The 20,713-nt window shown below is 39.3% G+C and carries 21 protein-coding genes and 1 other annotated feature; of the genes, 10 read left to right on the top strand and 11 right to left on the bottom strand.

What is annotated here, in order from left to right:
* Positions 1–78 precede the first annotated feature (78 nt).
* The 4 genes from I6E78_RS05215 to I6E78_RS05200 all read right to left on the bottom strand — a co-directional run bounded on the left by I6E78_RS05215 (position 79) and on the right by I6E78_RS05200 (position 4,360).
* The gene (locus I6E78_RS05215) at positions 79–921 is read right to left on the bottom strand and encodes a DNA ligase (protein ID WP_197182105.1); all 843 of its coding nucleotides are present in this window, start codon (positions 919–921) and stop codon (positions 79–81) included.
* Positions 922–953: 32 nt separating this feature from the next.
* Positions 954–1,610 carry an HAD family hydrolase gene (locus I6E78_RS05210; RefSeq protein WP_197182104.1) on the bottom strand — a complete coding sequence of 219 codons (657 nt, stop codon included), beginning with the start codon at positions 1,608–1,610 and terminating at the stop codon, positions 954–956.
* Between the two features lie 58 nt (positions 1,611–1,668).
* Entirely contained in the window at positions 1,669–1,968 is a 300-nt protein-coding gene (locus I6E78_RS05205; RefSeq protein ID WP_011328836.1) for a hypothetical protein, read from the bottom strand.
* A gap of 63 nt (positions 1,969–2,031) precedes the next feature.
* Positions 2,032–2,126: a sequence feature (Trp leader region), on the bottom strand.
* Positions 2,090–4,360: a TonB-dependent receptor gene (locus I6E78_RS05200; protein ID WP_197182103.1), complete on the bottom strand. Its 2,271-nt coding sequence runs from the start codon at positions 4,358–4,360 to the stop codon at positions 2,090–2,092. It overlaps the preceding feature by 37 nt.
* A 392-nt stretch (positions 4,361–4,752) precedes the next feature.
* Here I6E78_RS05200 and I6E78_RS05195 point away from each other — a divergent pair, with 392 nt between their 5' ends.
* On the top strand, positions 4,753–5,301 hold the full coding sequence (locus I6E78_RS05195) for an HdeD family acid-resistance protein (protein ID WP_182684381.1): 549 nt from the start codon (positions 4,753–4,755) through the stop codon (positions 5,299–5,301).
* Between the two features lie 59 nt (positions 5,302–5,360).
* Here I6E78_RS05195 and I6E78_RS05190 read toward each other — a convergent pair whose 3' ends face one another.
* Positions 5,361–6,221: a mechanosensitive ion channel family protein gene (locus I6E78_RS05190; RefSeq protein WP_197182102.1), complete on the bottom strand. Its 861-nt coding sequence runs from the start codon at positions 6,219–6,221 to the stop codon at positions 5,361–5,363.
* A 189-nt stretch (positions 6,222–6,410) separates the two neighbouring features.
* On the opposite strand from I6E78_RS05190, the gene I6E78_RS05185 reads away from it, so the two are divergent.
* From I6E78_RS05185 to I6E78_RS05160, 6 genes are all read left to right on the top strand, one after another.
* A complete protein-coding gene (locus tag I6E78_RS05185; protein WP_011328840.1) occupies positions 6,411–6,620 on the top strand; it encodes a hypothetical protein in 210 nt (69 codons plus the stop codon).
* Positions 6,621–6,838: 218 nt separating this feature from the next.
* A complete protein-coding gene (locus tag I6E78_RS05180) occupies positions 6,839–8,974 on the top strand; it encodes a M3 family metallopeptidase (protein WP_197182101.1) in 2,136 nt (711 codons plus the stop codon).
* 146 nt (positions 8,975–9,120) lie between these two features.
* Positions 9,121–10,548 (top strand): amidohydrolase family protein, encoded by a 1,428-nt coding sequence (locus I6E78_RS05175; RefSeq protein WP_197182100.1) that lies wholly within the window; start codon positions 9,121–9,123, stop codon positions 10,546–10,548.
* A 93-nt stretch (positions 10,549–10,641) separates the two neighbouring features.
* Positions 10,642–11,496: a carboxylate/amino acid/amine transporter gene (locus tag I6E78_RS05170; protein ID WP_011328843.1), complete on the top strand. Its 855-nt coding sequence runs from the start codon at positions 10,642–10,644 to the stop codon at positions 11,494–11,496.
* A gap of 41 nt (positions 11,497–11,537) precedes the next feature.
* A complete protein-coding gene (locus I6E78_RS05165; protein ID WP_197108247.1) occupies positions 11,538–12,779 on the top strand; it encodes a glycerophosphodiester phosphodiesterase family protein in 1,242 nt (413 codons plus the stop codon).
* A 59-nt stretch (positions 12,780–12,838) separates the two neighbouring features.
* Positions 12,839–13,573, top strand: coding sequence for a dienelactone hydrolase family protein (locus I6E78_RS05160; protein ID WP_182684384.1), 735 nt, complete (start codon positions 12,839–12,841; stop codon positions 13,571–13,573).
* A 58-nt stretch (positions 13,574–13,631) separates the two neighbouring features.
* Here the strand turns inward: I6E78_RS05160 and I6E78_RS05155 are convergent, their stop codons facing one another.
* Positions 13,632–14,555: a LysR family transcriptional regulator gene (locus I6E78_RS05155; protein WP_197182099.1), complete on the bottom strand. Its 924-nt coding sequence runs from the start codon at positions 14,553–14,555 to the stop codon at positions 13,632–13,634.
* Positions 14,556–14,698: 143 nt separating this feature from the next.
* On the opposite strand from I6E78_RS05155, the gene I6E78_RS05150 reads away from it, so the two are divergent.
* The 3 genes from I6E78_RS05150 to yghU all read left to right on the top strand — a co-directional run bounded on the left by I6E78_RS05150 (position 14,699) and on the right by yghU (position 17,002).
* A complete protein-coding gene (locus I6E78_RS05150; RefSeq protein ID WP_086998826.1) occupies positions 14,699–15,382 on the top strand; it encodes a type 1 glutamine amidotransferase domain-containing protein in 684 nt (227 codons plus the stop codon).
* Between the two features lie 113 nt (positions 15,383–15,495).
* Positions 15,496–16,089 (top strand): rhomboid family intramembrane serine protease, encoded by a 594-nt coding sequence (locus I6E78_RS05145; protein WP_197182098.1) that lies wholly within the window; start codon positions 15,496–15,498, stop codon positions 16,087–16,089.
* Positions 16,090–16,162: 73 nt separating this feature from the next.
* Positions 16,163–17,002: a glutathione-dependent disulfide-bond oxidoreductase gene (gene yghU, locus I6E78_RS05140; RefSeq protein ID WP_192532113.1), complete on the top strand. Its 840-nt coding sequence runs from the start codon at positions 16,163–16,165 to the stop codon at positions 17,000–17,002.
* A 75-nt stretch (positions 17,003–17,077) separates the two neighbouring features.
* Here the strand turns inward: yghU and I6E78_RS05135 are convergent, their stop codons facing one another.
* The 5 genes from I6E78_RS05135 to I6E78_RS05115 all read right to left on the bottom strand — a co-directional run bounded on the left by I6E78_RS05135 (position 17,078) and on the right by I6E78_RS05115 (position 20,704).
* Complete coding sequence (locus tag I6E78_RS05135) at positions 17,078–17,533, bottom strand: hypothetical protein (RefSeq protein WP_011328850.1); 456 nt, start codon at positions 17,531–17,533, stop codon at positions 17,078–17,080.
* Between the two features lie 12 nt (positions 17,534–17,545).
* A complete protein-coding gene (locus I6E78_RS05130) occupies positions 17,546–17,824 on the bottom strand; it encodes an EF-hand domain-containing protein (protein ID WP_011328851.1) in 279 nt (92 codons plus the stop codon).
* Between the two features lie 209 nt (positions 17,825–18,033).
* Positions 18,034–18,714: a response regulator gene (locus I6E78_RS05125; RefSeq protein WP_089368620.1), complete on the bottom strand. Its 681-nt coding sequence runs from the start codon at positions 18,712–18,714 to the stop codon at positions 18,034–18,036.
* 8 nt (positions 18,715–18,722) lie between these two features.
* Complete coding sequence (locus I6E78_RS05120) at positions 18,723–20,174, bottom strand: ATP-binding protein (RefSeq protein ID WP_011328853.1); 1,452 nt, start codon at positions 20,172–20,174, stop codon at positions 18,723–18,725.
* A complete protein-coding gene (locus I6E78_RS05115; RefSeq protein WP_011328854.1) occupies positions 20,174–20,704 on the bottom strand; it encodes a hypothetical protein in 531 nt (176 codons plus the stop codon). Before I6E78_RS05115 ends, I6E78_RS05120 begins: the two co-directional genes overlap by 1 nt.
* Between the last annotated feature and the right edge of the window lie 9 nt (positions 20,705–20,713).

Raw genomic sequence — 20,713 nt, 5'->3', positions numbered from 1 at the left:
CACCATACATCACTAAAAAGGCCGCGCAATTTAGCATACCTAGCAATAAATATATACTCATATAGGGCTGAATAATTGTTAGGGTGACTCTCTCACGCGTAAAAAACTAGCAAAACGAGGCAAGCCATTTTTTGTTAAACCATGGAATCGATAAGTAATGGTGCTACCCAATGCTGGCGGGCTTGCACGCTCGGCATCGCTAAATCCGGTGCCAATTGAAAACAGTTGCCCTTGCGCTGTTTTTACTCTTAACGCTCCTAACATGCCTTGGTATTTACCTTTACCCGGTAGGTATGCAATCACTATTGCTTCAGCATCTAAGTAGGGCTTTAATTTTAATAGCGCATCGCTGCGCCCATCGGCATGTTTTGCGCTTGCTAAATGCAGCATAACGCCTTCGCCACCTTGCGCTGTTATATTTTTAAAATAGTTAGTTAATAATTGGTTATTAGTAAACTGATGCTGCTTTATAGCTTTTATATGAGGTGAATTTAAACCAGCAACAAGGTGGCTGTAATTGCTGTAGCGCTGGCTAAAAGGCACGTTTGCATCAGGCATATCAAATACTTGATACGTAATACTTTGCCAATCATGATTATTGGGAGTTTTAGTGCGCACAATGCCACTGAGCACCGCAAAGTGCTGATGTTTAGTCCACAGTTCACCATCAAGCCATACTTTAGGTAAGGGTGCTGTAAACCATTCAGGCGCGTTTATTACATTACCTTGTCGGGTAACAAACTGTTTGCCTGTCCAAATAGCCCTTACACCATCAAACTTTTCACTAACTAAATAGTTACTTACATCGCTGTGCTTAGTTTCGTCATACACTTTAGCAAGCAGCACCTTGGGCAATGTTGCATTCACAATAGAGCTAAAAAGTACTGCTGTGATTAAAGTAATTAATTTTATATAAAACATCAGCGCGTCCAAGCAAGGTAATGTGGCTTAAACTATAGTTGAGATTGCAGCCATTGCCAAAACTCTTGCAGATCATCCATACGGTAACTGGCTTGGCTAAAGTCATGGTTTTGCGTATGGCTATTAGCAATCGCCACAACACTTACAGCGGCGTTGTTTGCTGCAGTTACTCCGGTAAAGGTATCTTCTACTGCAATGGCATCTTTAGCAGCTACATTTATCTGCTTGAGTGCTAATAAGTAAGGATCTCCGGCTGGCTTTGGATTAATAACATCATCTTTAGTGACTACTGCGTCAAATAAATCATAAAAGCCAAGCCCTTTTAATATTGGTTCTGCTTCGTGGCGAGCGCTGCCTGTTACTAACGCCATTTTTAAGCCGCTGCTTTTAACCGCTATTAATGCTTGTTCTGCAAAAGGCATTAGTGCTGGTAAATTGGTTTTTACATATTGTGCAAATAAACGGTATTTTTCATCGGCTAAATAGTCACTGCTAACCGATAAGTTATGCTGTTGCTTTATTTCACTTGCAGCTTCGAGCGTTGGCCGCCCCGAAAAACGCTGACAAAACTCACTCTCTTCGTAGTTTACATTAAATGGCGCAAGTACCTGGCTCCAACATGCAAAGTGCATACTTTCAGAGTCGACTAACGTGCCATCCATATCAAATAATACTGCTTTTAAAGTCATTTTATTCCTTATCACAGCGCTAAAAAAGACGCCTAAGCGCCTTTAATATGTTTATAAATTACTCCGTTAAACCCGCCGGTGGCTCACCAGTGGCTTCTTCACCTGTTTCAACATCAACCAACTCATAACCACGCGCTTTACGCGCCACTTTTAAAACAGGTTTTTCAAACGCTGTTTTTAATCGCTCAGAATCAGCTTTTAATTCATCAAGCGATGTACCAAAAGGAGCTGCTCCGGTTTCAGACCAATTAGTTACTTTACCATTAAGGTTATATTCTACTTCATGTATTTGATACTGCGCTGCTTCATCTTTTGTGGCTTCACAAAAAATCACTCGGTAGTTCCAAAATCCAGCCATTTTTCATCTCTTTATTTTGCAAATCAATTAACGCTACTTTAGCAGTAATATTAATGAATATAAACGAAAAAGCCCGCTATAAAAGCGGGCTCTGTAGTATTTTTACTATTAGTGTTTAAGCTTAAAAGAAGTTAACTTTAAACTCTACACCAACGTAACGCTCTTCATTAACCATTACAGTATTATTGTTGAAGTCTACGCCACCAATAGATTGTTGCTCGTCAAATAAGTTACGCACAAATGCTGACACTTGGTATTCATAGTCACCATCTGCCCATGCGTAACCGGCACGTAAGCCAGTTTCAACAAGCGGCTTACCTTCAAACTCAACTGATTCATATAAGAAAAAGTTAATTTTGCTACGATAAGAAACATCGCCATAAGCAAAGAATTCACCATCAGCTAGCTCTTTGGTATAACGTAATGTGAAGTTAGAAATCCACTCTGGAGCATGCGGTAAGCTGTTACCATTTAACACAGCAAGACCTGAACCATTGATAGGGTCAGTTACCGTACATTGTGCACACACAGCTACAGCTAAATCGTTATCTTTAAGCTCAGTTTTGTTATAACTTAAGTTGAATGTAGCATTTAACTCATCACTTAACACCCACTCAGAATCTAGCTCAAAACCATAACCTGTGGTTTTATCAACATTTAACAAACGGTTAAAGTTAGCACCACCACCTACAGCTGTTAACTGTTGGTCATTCATTGTGTAGTAAAAAACAGTGGCGTTAACACGGCCTTGACCGTCTAGTACGTCTGATTTAATACCTGTTTCGTATGAAGTTACTGTTTCTGATTTAGCTGTGGTTACTTCATCACCAAATAAAATACGCCCTTGCAAGCTAGGTGCACGGAAGCTATTAGCAATACGCGTGTACCAGTTTACGTCGTCATTTACTTTATAGCTTGTTGAAATATCCCAGCTAATATGATCATCGCTAACATCACGTTTAATCGCTAATGGACCTACAGGAGGAAACCTTGGATCTAGAGTACGATTTGCTGAAAACTCTTTATCATCATCAGAGTAACGCAGACCAGCAGTTACTTTTAAATCATCAGAAATAGTGTAATCAATTGAGCCAAATACTGCCCATGCCTTAGTATCTTGCTGCTGTATTACGTAACCGTTTAACTCGCCCGCAGGTGATGAAAACGTATCATAGCTGTAATTTTCAATTGTTAGCGCTTCATCAAAGTAGAACACACCAACTTGGTAGTTTATGTCGCCAGCAAAGTTACTCGATAAACGTAACTCTTGGGTATACTGATCATGGTCAGGAATACCATCAGCACTTTCTGATGAAAATGGGATAAAGCCTGGTCCCATATAACCAGGAATATATGATGCACCGTAACCACCATCGATATCTGCACGAGAATATATTTCTGCACTTTCCCACGCCGAAATAGACGTTAGTGTGTGGTTATTAAAATCCCACTCAAGTTTTAAGCTCGCGCCTTCTGACTCAACTTGCTGCGTCGCACGTGACGCCGCATCGTGATATACCACGTCATTTTCAAAGCCATCAACTAAATCGTTAGTGCCAGGCTTAATTGAGTTTGCGAAAAAGGCAATTGGCTTACCGTCCATATCACGCACGTGGTAGTTAAATAAACCAGTGAAGTCATCGCCTTCGTATAAAAACTGAATACGGGCTGCTTTATCTGTGTAACCGCCTAGCGCATCTTTTTGTTCAAACCCTGGAGCACGATTATCAATGTAATCGTCTTTATCTTGCCAAAGCACTGATACACGCGTTGATAAACGGTCAGTTAAACCACCGCCTACCGCACCTTCAAAATCTACAGCACCACGACTACCGTAAGATACCGAGCCGTAACCTTCAAATTCTTGGCTTGGTTTTACTGAATCAAATTTAACAAGGCCCGCAGGCGTGTTACGACCAAACAAAGTACCTTGTGGTCCACGTAGTACTTCTACACGTGAAACGTCAAATACTGGAAAGCCTTTTAAAATAGCGTTTTCTTGTACTACTTCATCTACAACCAATGATACCGGTTGTGATGCGTTTAAATCGAAATCTGTATTACCTAAACCACGTACATAAAAGCGTGGGAATGAACGACCAAATGAAGACTCAATTGATAAACTTGGGATTTTCGCATTCATAAAACGAATATCCATACCAGCAGAGCTGTAAGCATCCAAGCTATCGCCTTGCAGTGCAGAAACAGCTACTGGTACTTCTTGTGCATTTTCTACACGTTTACGAGCAGTAACTTGAATAACTTCTAATTGATTTTTCTTTACCGCTGGCGCTTGCTCAGCAGCAATAGTAGAAAATGAAGTGCCTGCTACGGCAGAGAGTAACGCTGCATTTACTAGGGTTGCTAACGTAGATCTTTTCATTGCTTTCATGTCGGGGATTAACCTTTTTAGTGCACTCTTGTTCAACGGTTGATGTGTTGCGCCACTTACAATAGCGGACTCAGGCAATTTTTCGCGATACGCTACGCGGACCTCTTTCTCGAGAGTGCAAAACGAATTAAAGAGGCTGAATGAGTGGTTAATATTATAACACCCTGACGCTCTTTTACTGCATAAAAGAAACATAAAAAAAACAATTTGTGCAAAAAAATACATCTCTTAAAATAATTAAAAATAAACCCTTTAAAAAATAAAAATAGCGGACATTTGACCTGTTTCAAATTAAAATTATGCTATATAGACTTGGTGTTAAACTTGTTTGACCCTGCTAATAACAATAGCTACCTTATTTGGGCGCTCATACTATTTACTTAAGGATTAAAATGAATCTTACGAATACACTCACCAAAAACTGGTCGTTACTTTTACTTCGTGGTGTTATAGCCATGCTGTTTGGTTTAATAACCTGGTTTGCACCTGAGGCGTCGTTGCAAGTTATGTTATTAGTTTTTGCTGGCTACTTTTTATTTGATGGCATATTAAGAGTTTGGGTTGCCATAACATCAAAAAAATCAAATCCCTTTTGGATGTTATTATTAATTGGTGGCTTACTGAGTATTATTGCCGCTTTTGTCACTTTACTTGCACCAAACCTTACCGCCTTATTGTTACTTTATTATGTTGCTGCGTGGGCGATTGCAATTGGTGTAGTAGAAATATTTTTAGCCCAAAAGTTACGTAATGAAATTAGTAACGAATGGATTTTAATTATTAGTGGTTTTATTTCTATAATATTTGGACTGTACTTAGTATTTAACCCAGGTGCAGGCATTTTAACCTTGCTTTGGTTAGTTGCTGCATACGCTATAGTATTTGGCGCGCTTATAGTTGGTTTAGCGCTTAAATTAAAAAAATTAAATCAAAGCCGCTAATTCAGTTGGCTTAGCACCAAAATGCTAAGCCACTTTTCTTTATATTTAATGGGTGCTAATTACAGTGGCGTATTGAATTTTTTATCATCAATATGAATAATACGTTGTGGTAAGGCAATTTTAATATTATTTAACTTAAACTGCTTATAAAGACTAAAACGAATATCGCTGCGAACTTGGCGCAACATCGTTTCAGACTCTGCATATACCCAAAAATAAGCACTAAACATCATCGCGCTTTCAGCAAAGTCATCTAACAACACCGCTTTTGGTAAGGTGGGTAATATTGCCGAATGATCTGCAAGCACTTGTTGCATCAATTTTTCAACCAATTCAACATCTGAGCCATACATTACACCCACATTAACCGAGGTACGTGCATTACGATCAATTAGCGTCCAGTTAGTTACTGTATTTTCTAATAATTGGCTGTTTGGTACAAGCATATGTACGCCATCGTTACGGCGAATACGGGTTGAGCGAGTGTTTATCGTTTCAACTACGCCCTTAGCATTGCCCACTTCTAAAAAGTCACCAATACGAATTGGTCGCTCCCACATTAATATCCAGCCACTAATAAAGTTATTAATGATATTTTGCGCACCAAAACCAACACCTATCGCAATAGCACCCGATACAAAAGCAAAAGCGGTAAGCGGTATATTTAACACCTCTAAAGAAGTGAAAATTAAAATTGCGATACTTAAAATAAAATAAATTCGCGTAAACAATAGCACCGCATCAGGGTTCATTTTACGTTTAAGTAATGATTTTTTTATTAACTTACCAATACGAGTAACCACAAACCACATAGTAAATAATATCAATGGGATCTGAATTACTTTTACCACTGTAATTTGCACATCGTTGTAACTAAAAAGTACAAAAGCAAGCATTTGATTTAATTGTTCTAGTGTCATTTATTATCCAAATAAGTAAGAAGATACCGCTCTATAAACGTGTGTCTAAAATAAAAGTAAAACTGGTTCAGGGTTCGCTAAGTTTAGCACGTCATAATATTAGGGGAATAAAATCAATTTATACAATCAACTAACCTTTTATGGTACTTAGTGCTATATAAATAGTGTACTTGCACTGGAGATAACATTATGACGCAACTAACTTTAGCTCAAAAACTAGCAACCTTGCAGCCGCAGGTTGACCTTAATTTATTTGAAACTAGCCTCGAATACCGTAATAAAATTTTATCTTTACTCGCTCAACAAGAACAAGCACTGGCAACTATTAATCAAGAATTTGGCCAACAGCAACCGGTAAACTTTAGCTCTGATAAAAAATTTGTACTAGGTTACAATTAAAATTTGGATACTTTTTTTGCTTATTTACTTAACTAAGTAGCTCAAACGTTTATATTTAGAGCTACTTTTACCCACCTTTTCCTCTATTATTCGCTAATTTGCGTTTAAATCCCGCTTAATACCGATAAACATGATTGTATATAACTCTAAATTTGATAAGTTAACTGTGTTTTTCGACTCGCACAGCCTATTTCGGCTAATATTTTTATGGAGTTACTATGCGTAAAACATTGATCGCCACTACTATTGCTAGTGTTTTAGTATTATCTGCCTGTACATCAAACGATTCAAACAACATGGCAAAAGAGAGCGCTACACAAGTGCAAAACATTAACGCAAACAATGTATTGTTCAAATCAAGCCCATTACAATATATGGCACCAGAATTTAATAAGTTCTCTACTAAAGATTACGAAGCTGCTTTCGATGCCGGTATTGCTCAGCATAAAGCACAAGTATTAGCAATTGCTAACAACCCTGCCCCAGCTACATTTAAAAATACGTTAGTTGAAATGGAGCTTTCGGGTGAGTTATTAAATCGCGTATCTACTGCGTTTTATAACTTATCAGGATTAATTTCTGACAGTGAATATCAACGTATCGATGAGAAAATGGCGCCTGTACTTTCAGCGCACTCAGACGACATTTACTTAAATGGCGCATTATTTAAACGCGTACAAACTATTTACGACAATAAAAGCAAACTAAATGCAGAAGATCAGCGTCTTGTTGATTTTTACTACAAACAGTTTGTTAAAGCGGGTGCCAAATTAAACGACGCTGAAAAAGCAAAAATGCGTGAAATTAACTCTGAGCTTGCTAAGCTTTCAACGGCATTTTCACAAAACGTTTTAAAATCGTTTAAAGAAGACGTAATTGTTGTTACCGATAAAAGTAAATTAGCCGGTCTTTCTGAAGGCGAAATTGCAAGTCTAGCCGATGCAGCTAAAAAAGCAGGCAAAACCGGTTACATGATCACTTTAGTAAACACCACGCAGCAGCCAATTTTAAGTAGCCTAGAAAACCGCGACTTACGCGAGCAAGTGTTTACAGCTTCAACTAAGCGTGCGGCTAAAACTAACGGCCCTATTATTATTAAAGAAACCAACCTACGCGCTCAAAAAGCAGAGCTTTTAGGCTATAAAGATTGGGCTTCTTATGTAATGACTTCGCGTATGGCGCAAACCACTGAAAATGTTTACGGCATTTTAGATGATCTTGCACCTAAAGCAGTTGAAAAAGCAAAAATTGAAGCTGCAGCAATTCAAAAAGTAATTAACGATTCTGGCGAAAGTTTTGAACTTAAACCGTGGGATTGGGCTTTTTACGCTGAAAAAGTACGTGCTGAAAAGTACAACCTAGACCCAGCCCTAGTTAAACCTTACTTTGAATTACAATCGGTAATTCATAATGGTTTATTCTTCGCTATGGAAAAACTATATGGTATTACCTTTAAAGAACGTAAAGATCTGCCGGTTTACCACGAAGATGTAACTACCTTTGAAGTATTTAATGCTGATGGCAGTGCAATTGGTTTATTTTACATGGACCCATACGCACGTGCAGGTAAGCGTGGCGGTGCTTGGATGAGTGCATACGTAGGACAAAGTGGTTTAAAAAACACTAAACCTGTTATCTACAACGCGCAAAACATTCCAAAACCAGCAGCAGGTCAGCCTACATTATTAACGTTTGACGAAGTATCTACTTTGTTCCATGAGTTTGGTCATGCGGCGCATGGTTTATTCTCAGATGTTAAGTACCCAAGCCTAGCGGGCACAGCAACAGCGCGTGACTTTGTTGAGTTTCCTTCTCAAGCAAATGAAGACTGGATGATTGAACCGACTGTATTAGCTAACTACGCTAAGCACTACAAAACTGGTGAGCCAATTCCACAAGACTTGCTTAACAAAATGTTAGAATCACAAAAATTCAACCAAGGCTTTGGTACTACTGAGTACTTAGCTGCGGCATTGCTTGATATGGAATGGCATTCATTTGGTTCTGATAAAAAAATAGCTGATGTAGAAGAGTTTGAGCAAAGCGCGCTAGAAAAACATGGTATTGCTTACTACCCTGTACCACCGCGTTATAAATCAAACTACTTTAGCCACACTTTTGCCGGTGGTTACTCTGCAGGTTACTACGCGTACCTTTGGACTGAAGTATTTGCAGCCGACGCCTTTGCCCATATGGAAAACAACGGTGGCTTAACACGCAAAAATGGCGATAAGTTCCGTAAAGAAATCCTATCTAAAGGCAATAGCCGCGACTTAATGCAAAGCTACATTGAATTTAGAGGTCAAAAACCAACTACCGACGCACTTCTTAAGCGCCGTGGTTTAGTAGACTAATTAGTTAACTAATTTACACCTTTTAAAAAGCCCGCTTGCGGGCTTTTTTATTGCCATTAACTTAACCCACTTTTATAACCTTTTAACTCAAAGAAAATACCACTTTAAACAACTATGTTAATCTGAATAAAAATTCAGGTGCCGCTATGAAACTCATATTAATACTCCCCATCACGCTTATTTTAGCTGCTTGTAACCAAGTGACTCAAAAACAACAAGCCGACATTATTATTAACCACGCCAATGTAATTAATATGATGACAGGGCAAATTACGGCTAATCAATCCATTGTTATCAAAAACTCTACTATTGTAGCCCGCGGCGGCAATGAGCTAAATTTACGTTACAGCGCTACGAGTCAAATTGATGCCAGTGGTCAATATGTAATGCCTGGGCTTTGGGATATGCATGTACACTTTGGTGGCGGTGAGCAACTAATAACAGAAAACAAACAGTTACTGCCGTTATATTTAGCCTATGGCATAACCACAGTGCGCGATGCAGCCGCTGATTTAAGTGAATCGGTATTGCAATGGCGCGAGCAAATTAATCAAGGCACAATAATAGGCCCTACTATTTATACCTCAGGACCAAAGCTCGAAGGTAAGGACTCAATTTGGCCTGGCGACTTAGAAGTAGAAACCAGCGCAGAAATGCACGCCGCCATTGATAAACTTGAGGCCATGAATGTCGATTTTATTAAAATTACCGACAGCGCTTTAACGCCACAGTTATACTTACAAGCAGTAAAAGAAGTTAAAAAGCGCGGTTATCAAATTTCGGGGCATATTCCTTTTTCGCTTTCGGTAACCGATGTGTCAAACGCAGGGCTTGATGCGATTGAGCATATGACCTACATGTTAAAAGCCGCAGCCGATAACGAACAAGAAATTTCTGCTCAGGTAAAATCAGGTGTACTGAGCTACTCCAGTGCGCTGCCAATTATTACTGAGCATGTTGACAAAGCCACAGCAATGAAAAAATATCGCGTACTCGCAAAAAATAATACCGCTGTTGTGCCTACCTTAATTGGCGGCCAAATTACGGCCTACATTGATGAAAACGACCATCAGCAAGACGAGTACCTAAATTATTTAGGCAAAGGATTAAAAGCCACCTACCAATGGCGAGTTGATCGCGCAAATAAAGATACCCCTGAGCAAATAACACAACGCAAAGAGCGCTTTATAAAAACGGCAAAATTACTCCCTTGGGTGCAGCAAGCTGGCGTATCAATTATTGCAGGTACCGACGCCGGTTTTTTAAATTCTTATATTTATCCGGGATTGTCGTTGCATCAAGAACTCGCTATTTTTAGTGATTACGGGCTTACCCCGTTACAAACACTACAAAGTGCCACAATAGCTGGGCCTAAATTTTTAGGTAAAACGCAGCAATTTACCAGTTTAGAGGTAGGTAAAGTGGCAGATATTATTATTTTAGCGCGCAATCCGTTAGTTGATATTCGTAACACGCAATCATTACAAGGCGTTATTAGCCATAACCGCTACTACAATAAAAAAGCGCTAGAGCATTTAAAACTACAAGCAAAGCAATTTGTAAGTTCACAATAGTTACTTTTTAGTCCACTTGTTTTATCAAGTGGACTATTACCCTTTTTTATTATCTAGGTTAAACTCGTTGTTTTATTTGGAGTTATAAAAACCATGGCTTACTTGTTTGCCGTCACCCTATTATGGGCGTTCTCGTTTAGCTTAATTGGTGTGTATTTAGCAGGCCAAGTTGATGCATGGTTTAGTGTGCTAATCCGCATTGCACTGGCTGCATTAATCTTTTTACCGTTTTTAAAGGTTAAACAGACTCCTAAACCATTGGCGTTAAAATTAATGCTTATTGGCGCAGTACAACTTGGCGCTATGTACAGCTTTTACTATCACTCCTTTTTATATTTAAGCGTGCCTGAAGTACTACTATTTACAGTAATGACCCCGCTTTATATCACCCTACTAAACGATGCTTTAGAAAAACACTTTAACCCTCGCTTTTTTATTGTTGCTATTATTGCCATTGGCGGCGCGGTAGCCATTAGGTATGAAGGCATAAGTAGCGACTTTTTGCTTGGCTTATTATTAGTCCAAGCGGCTAACCTGTGCTTTGCCATTGGCCAAGTGGCCTATAAACGCTTAATGAGTAACAGTACCCTTGAGCACAAATCGGTGTTCGGTTGGTTTTTTATCGGCGCTTTGTGCGTTGCTTTAGTGTGCTACCTGCTGTTTGGCAATACCGATAAACTACCGACAACCACAACTCAATGGAGCGTGCTTATTTATTTAGGAATCGTAGCGTCTGGGTTTGGTTATTTTGTTTGGAACAAAGGGGCTACCTTAGTAAATGTGGGGGCGCTGGCGGTAATGAATAACTTACTGATCCCTGCTGGTATTATTGTTAATGTGCTTATTTGGAACAGAGATGCCGATTTATTCAGGCTAGCTATTGGTGCTGGAATTATTTTAGCTGCATTATTGGTGAATCAATACTTTAATAAAAGTGCCATAAAATAGCGCTACACTTACATTATCTTAATAATTTAAAGTTGTTTTAAATGCTCGATAAAATAATTTTAGTCGCCTGTTTTATTTTTATAATTACTGGCTGTAGCAATACACTAATTAACAAACAAAATGCTCAACTGGGTACGCGTCCTTATTATTTAATTAACGATATGGACGCTGGTGATTTAAAGGCACAATTAGAATCGTGTAGTGAAGGCCCTTTTTATCGCACCGACTTTTCAATTGGGCATCGCGGTGCGTCTATGCAGTACCCTGAGCATACCAAAGAAGCCTACACTGCGGCAGCAAGAATGGGCGCAGGTGTTATAGAGTGCGATGTTACATTTACAAACGATAATGAGCTTGTATGTCGCCATTCACAATGCGATTTACACACCACAACCAATATTTTAGCCATTCCTGAATTAGCGGCTAAATGCAGCGAACCATTTATCCCCGCCGACGCTAAAAATGCAGTAACCGCCTCTGCAAAGTGCTGTACTAGCGACATTAGCTTGAGCGAGTTTTTAACGCTTAAAGGCAAAATGGATGGTGCAAACATGCAAGCAACTACTGCTAAGCAGTATATGCAGGGCACTCCCAATTGGCGCACCGACTTATACGCAACTAATGGCACATTAATGACGCATAAACAAAGTATTGCGTTATTTAAAGCACTCGGGGTAAAAATGACTCCTGAGCTTAAATCACCAGAAGTTAGCATGCCTTTTAAAGGCATGACACAAGAGCAATACGCGCAAAAAATGTTAGATGAATACATGCAAATGGGTATACCGGCATCGCGAGTATACCCGCAATCATTTAATCTTGATGACGTAAAATATTGGATAAACAACAATCCTGATTTTGCTGATCAAAGTGTCTATCTTGACGGGCGCGATAGCGATGCTGGGTTCGATCCAAGTAATCCACAAACATGGCAACCTAGCATGGATGAACTGGTTACTAATGGGGTGAAAATTTTAGCCCCACCTATTTGGATGATGTTAAAAATAGATAAAGAAAGCAATATTGTGCCATCACAATACGCAATTGCCGCTAAAGCTGCAGGCTTAGAGCTTATTGCATGGAGCCTTGAGCGCTCAGGTCCACTTAACCAAGGTGGTGGCTATTATTATCAATCAATTGCTGATGTAATAAATAACGATGGCGACATGATGAAAGTAGTTGATGTACTTGCGCAAGATGTTGGCGTAATGGCTATATTTTCCGACTGGCCAGCAACCGTAAGCTACTACGCAAGTTGCAATAAAATGCCTGCTAGTCTTTAACTAGTCGTATATTTTATCGCGCTCAGTTACCATATAAATTTATATAACTGAGCGCAATTATGATCATCGAACAACATAACGCCGACTTGCCTACCCCTACAGGGTTGATGCGAACCACTATATACCGCCCTCAGGCGCAAGGGTTGTTTCCTGCACTTATTTTTTACTCTGAAATTTTTCAGCAAACCGCCCCTATTGCCCGCAGCGCCGCTATTTTAGCAAGCCATGGCTTTGTAGTATTAGTACCTGAAGTATTTCATGAGTTAAATCCTATTGGCACTGTGCTCGCTTACGACGACGCAGGTAAAGACAAAGGTAATGCCGACAAATGGGCTAAACCTTTAGAGCATCACGATAGCGACACCCAAGCCATGATCGACTTTGTAAAACAACAAAACTATTGCACAGGTACGCTTGGTGTAATGGGTGTATGTATTGGTGGGCATTTAGCATATAGAGCCGCATTAAACCCTGAAATTAAAGCTGCATTTTGTTTATACGCAACCGATATTCACAGTAATACATTACCGGCAAAACCAGGTAATAACTCATTTGAACGTATGGCTGATGTACAAGGCGAAATTCACTTTGTATGGGGTAAACAAGATCCACATGTGCCGCAAGAAGGCCGCACTAAAATTTATCAGCAATGCGTTAATACGGGTATAAATTACCAATGGCAAGAAGTAAACGCACAACATGCCTTTATGCGCGACGAAGGTGAGCGATACGACGCAGCGCTTGCAATAAGTATGTATCAACAAGCTGTGGCATTATTTAACCGCACTTTATAAATTAGATGTTTAAATTAATCCAAACGCTGGATAATAAATCTTTTAACCAGCGTGCATGTTAAATATTTTTTAGCATGCCTAAAGCAGTATGTTGTTTTACAAAGTAGGCTTTTAAATAATCTATAAATAGCCGCAATTTTTTAGAGCCTGCTGCGCCTGGCGGAAACACCCCATAAAGCTCAATATCTTTGCTTTTGTAATCGTCTAATATAATTTCTAGCAACCCTGCTTGCACTTTAGGCCACGCATCGTACAGCGGAATACGGCCTATGCCATGCCCGGCTTCAACAAAAGCAGTACGGGCAGCAGCGTTATTGGTACTTAAACCACCTTGCATTGTAATGTCGTGTTTTTTACCTTCTTTTGAAAGGGTTAACGTTTTACTGCCCAATTGATACACCACCCATTGATGCTTAGCTAACTCAACAGGGTTTTTAGGTTTGCCAAAATGAGCAAAGTAATCTGGCGAGCCACAAATACAGGTACTCATTGTTGTGAGTTTCGTTGCTTGTAAATTAGAGTCGCTTAGCGCCACCCCACGAATGGCAAAATCAAAACCATGCTTTATAATATCAACTACATCATCGCTAAGTTGTAGGTCTATGTTAATTTTGGGGTATTGGCGTTTAAAGCTATTAATAGCAGGCACTATTAATTGCATCCCTACATTTACCGGACAACTAATTTTGAGCAGCCCCTGAGGCTCACTTTTTATATTTTCTATTTGTTGATTTGCCGCATTGGCTTGCTCAGTAATTATTCTGCAGCGCTCGTAATACGCCACTCCCGCCTCTGTTAATGCCATAGTGCGTGTTGAGCGATTTAGTAGGGTAATTTCAAGTTGGGTTTCTAATTTTTTTAAATGGTAACTTGCCACCGCACGCGTTAAACCTAAATGCTTAGCCGCAGCGGTTAAACTACCCTGCTCTACAATTTGTGCAAACACCACCATACTTTTTAACTGCTCAAACGACACTTTCATAACATCTCCTAAATCCACTGCATTATTGTATCAATTATTGAATCAATAAAGTTAAATTTATCATCGTTGTTTAAAGCATTATTAGTGCATATAGTAGTTGGTAGCAAAGTTAACTAATTTAAATCATCAAAAGGAATATTCTAATGGCTAAAAAAATACTTATGGTTTTAACCTCACATGCAGAATTGGGCAACACAGGTGAAAAGACAGGTTTTTGGGTAGAAGAATTCGCAGCCCCTTATTACGCATTTAGAGATGCAGGCGTTGAAGTCACTCTTGCATCGCCAAATGGCGGCCAGCCCCCGATAGACCCTACAAGTACTCTTGCTGATTTTCAAACTGATGCAACTAAACGCTACGACGCAGACAGCGCCGCACAAGCATTAATGGCCAATACCAAAGTGCTTAGTGAAGTAAATTCGACAGATTTTGACGCGGTATTTTACCCAGGCGGCCACGGCCCACTATGGGACTTAGTAGAAAACACCGACTCTATTGCACTTATTGAAAGCTTTATTAAAGAGCAAAAGCCAGTAGCGGCTGTTTGTCATGCCAGTGCCGTATTTTTGAATACTAAAGATGCCGATGGTAATGCACTTGTTGCTGGTAAAAAAGTAACTGGTTTTACTAACAGTGAAGAAGCGGCAGTACAACTTACCGACATAGTGCCGTTTTTAGTAGAAGACGAACTGATTAAAAAAGGCGGCGACTATCAAAAAACGGATGACTGGGGTGTACTTGTACTCGAAGATGGCCTAGTAATTACCGGTCAAAACCCAGCAAGCTCAGAACTTGCTGCTAAAAAGCTACTAACCAAACTAGGTTAATAACGATTTATAAGTAAAAAGCACAGCATTTAATGCTGTGCTTTTTTAATTGCTTTGCATTAGCAAATACAATTCCTATACTGGCAACTATTAAGCTCAACTAGGACGATTATATGGCAACCAAGCCAACCACACGGTCATTACTAACAAGCAAACGCTTCGCTATTTTTAGTATTGTTACAATTTGCTTTGTTTTACAGCTAATTAATAGCTTACCTGGCATTAATCTTAATGGTTTTGGCATTTATCCGCGCAGCATTAATGGCTTAATTGGCATACTGAGCGCGCCATTTTTACATGGCAGTTGGTGGCACTTTGCCAGTAACATGCTGCCTTTTATGGTTTTAAGTTGGTTGATTTGCCAATACAGCGTTAAGCGTTTTTATAACGTATTTATTTTTACCGCATTAGTAGGTGGTTTTTTAGTATGGGCATTTGGTCGTAGTAATATTCATGTTGGTTTAAGTGGCGTTATATATGGGTTGTGGGGTTTTATACTTTGCTATGGCGTAATTAGACGTTCATTTAAATCCATTGTTATTGCTGTTGTCGTTGCCCTACTTTACAGCGGATTTGTTTGGGGTGTACTACCACAGCGCTTGCATATTTCGTTTGAAAGCCACTTATTTGGAGCATTGAGCGGATTGTTTTTAGGCTATAAATTAGCAAAATCCGACAAACTTAAAAGTCAAAAAATTCGCCTTTAATTTATTTTAATGGCCACATTTATTAATACATATATTTTTTTATATGTATTTCATTTAAACAGAGGTTATTTTTATGAGTGATCAAAATCAATACACCCCACCCAAAGTTTGGACATGGGACAGTGAGAGTGGCGGTAAATTTGCCAGTATTAATCGCCCCATTGCCGGCGCAACTCATGACAAAACCTTACCTATTGGCGAGCACGCATTTCAGCTTTATTCGCTTGCTACACCAAATGGTCAAAAAGCCGCTATTATGTTTGAAGAGCTGTTAGAGCTGGGCTTAACCGATGCAGAATACGACGCATATTTAATCAGCATAGGTGATGGTGATCAGTTTGGTTCTGACTTTGTTGATATTAATCCAAATTCAAAAATTCCAGCGTTAATGGATCATTCAACCACGCCGCCAACGCGTATTTTTGAATCGGGCTCTATACTGCAATACCTAGCAGAAAAGTTTGATGTGCTTATACCTAAAGATTTAAAAGCTAAAACTGAATGTCGTAACTGGCTATTTTGGCAAATGGGCTCAGCGCCGTACTTAGGTGGTGGCTTTGGCCACTTTTATAGTTATGCACCCACTAAAATGCAATATCCTATTGATCGTTTCACCATGGAAACCAAGCGCCAGCTTGACGTGCTAAACCGCCATTTAAGTGCAAACGAATACATGGCAGGAGCTGAGTACTCAATTGCCGATATCGCAATTTGGCCTTGGTATGGCTCTTTAGTGCTTGGCGACATTTATGATGCAGCTGAATTTTTAGATGTTGCCTCATACACTCATGTTGTACGTTGGGCTAAACAGGTTTCAAAACGCCCTGGCGTAAAACGTGGTCGTCGCGTTAACCGCACATGGGGACCTGAAGAAGAGCAACTAGCAGAGCGCCACAGTAGTAGTGACTTTTAACCTTGCTGTTATTGATAAACTAAAAAATCAGCTGTAATAGCTGATTTTTTAGTTTAGGTGTTGCCTTATTTATAATTACGCTTTAACACTCAGTATCGAATCACCTTGTGATAAAGCAAACTTTTCTTGAACCGCCGATAAAATAGAACTTTTATCTTCGTCATTTAACTGGCTTGAATACTGCGCTAACAACTCATCTAAATAACTAACTACATCTTTAGTATTTACTTGCTCAATTGAATTTTTAGGCGGTGGTGGCGGGCGCTGACCTTCAGGTCGAGCATCATCACCTATGCTTTTAGCGTCAAACTCCAACTCGCCCATTAGCTCAGCCAACTCTTTTGTTGGCGCTATACCTTGCTCTTTAAGTGCAGCTTGAATACTTAGCGCGTTTTCTGCCGTTAAATTTTCGGCATCGAATTCAGCGAGTGTTTGTTTTACAAAGTCACTTTGTGCTGTTGTTAACTTTGCGGTTTGGCTACTTTGTTGCAGCACCAGGCTTGCAGAATTACTGCTAATATTATTAATCATTACAGTATCCTTTCAACGCTTACGACGAGGTGGTTTATGATCATTTACTTCTTGCTCACTAATTTCGCCATTACCATCTGAATCTATTTCGTCAAAAATTGTTTGTGCGTCTTCGCCGTGTGGTGGTTTTTTAGCGCTAAACTCTGCATAGCTAATTACGCCATCGCCATTGGTATCCATGCTTGAAAAATCAGGTTTAGGTGGTTTGCTATCACTGCCTCTTGCTGCAACATTTACTGAAAAAGCAACCGACAATAGTGTAATAATTGTAAGTGATGATAAGTGTTTCATGCTCGTAACCTTTTGCTTAATTAATAACAAAAGATTACGCTGTAAAAATGCAAATAATGTGCAAATAATGAGGAAGTCAAAATAATGTATATCGCTAATGCATAAATTTAAAATGATAGCAAAATGCCAATGCGAGTAAAAAGCTAAAGTGGTTATTAATTACTTACGTTAACGCATCGTATTATGCTAATTAATCAAACATTTTGTTGTTAATTACACTGCTGTGGATTTACAAAGCGATAACCAACACCATAAACCGATTGAATAACGCTGTCGGTTTTGGTTAATTCGTCCAGCTTTTTACGCAATTTTTTTATATGACTATCAATAGTACGCTGGCTCACAATACGTTGATCGGCGTACATAGTATCCATTAAGCTATCGCGCGAATAAATACGGTTAGGGTTGTTAAACAAGGGCTTAAATAACTGAAACTCAACATTGGTAAGCTCAATACTTGCTGCTTTGTATTTTACACTGTAGGTGCTTTCATCAAGTTGCATAACATTGGTTTTTGGCTCAACGTTATTCAAGCGCCTTAAAATAGCTTTAACACGCGCCACCAGCTCCGCATAACTAAAAGGCTTACAAATATAATCATCGGCTCCTAATTCAAGCCCAAGTAATCGGTCAATCTCCTCTACCTTTGCCGACACCATAATGATAGGCACATTAGAGAACTGCCTAATTGCTTTACACAATTCAATTCCGCTTTGACCAGGTAGCATTATGTCGAGCAAAATCACACTAGGCTTGTTAATTTCAAGCCAAGGTAGTACTTCATTACCATGATGTATTTGATGCGTTATGTAATGATGGCTTGTTAAAAAATCGCTTATTAAGTTAGCCAGCTTAACCTCATCTTCTACAATCAGTATTTGCTCTTGCATAGTGTCCTCTAAGCTTTAAATAAGGGTAATTTAATAATGATAGCAAGACCGCCTAAACTAGATTTTTCAGCTTTAATCTCGCCTTTATGACCTTTAACTATGTGCTGACAAATAGATAACCCCAAACCCGAACCGCCCTCTTGGCGATTTCGCGAACTATCTACTCGGTATAAATACTCAAATAAGTGCGATAAATGCGATGGCTCAACCCCCACGCCATTATCTTCAATAATAAGCTGTAAATACATTTGCCCTTTAATACTTATATTACTCGCCGTTAATGAAATAGTAGAGCATTGTGCGTAATGCACTGCGTTCATTAAAATATTATCGAATAACTGTAAAAGGCGTGTTTTATCTGCTTGAACGGTTATATTTTTTGCAGCATTTAATAGGTAGAGCTTTATATTATGTTGCTCAAGTATAACCTGATATTTTTGCTCAATAGTATTTAATAACAATGCCATATCAGTAGCTTGCATAGTGTAATGCATGCCCCCTAACTCTGCGCTATTGAGCATATGCAAATCGTCTATTAAGCGCTTTAAATGCAGGGCTTCGTCGTTGGCCGAGTTTATATTTTTTGCATTTGGCTCGCGTATGCCAAGTAGCATAGCTTCAAGCTCACCAAGCAAAATGCTCATTGGCGTTCTAAGCTCATGAGAAATATTGGCAAGCCAGCGTTTACGTACTTGCTCGTCTTTGGCGAGCGTAAATGCAAGCGTATTAAAATCCTCGCTTAACTGCCCTAGTTCGTCTTTTCGATCTAGGGTCAGCTTAGTCTCGTAATTGCCTTGCGTTAAGCGGTGCATACCGTTAGCTATTTGTTTTACTGGGCTAACTAAATGCCGAGATAATAAAAAGGTAACCAGTAATGTAAGCAGTACCGCCGCTAAAGCAATAAACCATAAGTAGTTTGTTTGCTGCTGTAAAAAATCAAGTTCGTAGCCATCAACTAAGCTATCTCTTTTGGATACAGCTAAATAACCAACCGCTTTATTATTCACTGTAATGGCTGTAGTCATATAGTTTAAATTACTTAAATACCTGCCCACTATTCGCTGTTTATTTTCGTCAAGCAAAGCATAATGAGCAATATTTTCAGGAGGTGGTCGGCGCGCGCCTAAAACAATATGCTCGGATGGTGGTGGCCGGCGCATCATTCGCCCTCTTGGATCAGGGCTTTTTGGTAACTTAGATAAAAACTGGCTGTTTTCTAGTTGCGATTCTATAAGCATTCTAAAGTTTTTGTCGCCGCCAATAACTAACTCCCACGAGGGCGTTTTTTGATACTGCTTTGCAAGTTGTAGCGTAAGTGGTTCTAATGCTTTTATCTCTTTTGCATTAACAAAATCAATAACGCCTTGCCCTATACTCCACTGTATAAGTATTACCATCCCTGCAATAACACTAAAGGTAAAACTAAATAGTATTAAAAAAAGTTTATTATGAATTTTCATTAATGCGTATTTTTAACCTTGCTAGGAAAGCTTTCAAATCGGTATGTTATAAACTCTTTGGTTTGATCATTAACATACAACGTAGCAACTATTTTTTTGCCCTGAGCGGTCCAATACATGTGACCATGATTATTTAAAGTAACCGATACGGTATTTATACCACTTTTAAATAAGTTAGCAGGTAAATGCAATGCATGTCCGTAAATTCGCTGTATTTTAACGCCATTAATATATAAATGAGCGTGGCCTTGTAAAAAACCGGTATTTTCGTTTGTTGTCGCGCTCATCATTTGTTGCATGTTCATGGCGCCCTCAGGAGGCACTGATAAATCATAACGCTGTGTATCTAGAATTAAGTTATAACCCGACATACTATCTTTTAATAACTTAAGGCTCAGTGCCGGTGTGGGTGCAGCGTTTGGTACTGCAATAGGCATATGGCTATGATCCATCATTTCCTGCTGCGCAAAGAGCTTAAAGCTCAATAGCACAGCAGTAGTTAGGATCAATGCGTATTTAAAATAACGCATAGTTACTCC

The organism is Pseudoalteromonas sp. NZS127, assembly GCF_015864805.1.
GTDB lineage: Bacteria > Pseudomonadota > Gammaproteobacteria > Enterobacterales > Alteromonadaceae > Pseudoalteromonas > Pseudoalteromonas nigrifaciens.
This window is presented reverse-complemented; position numbering and strand designations above follow the sequence as displayed.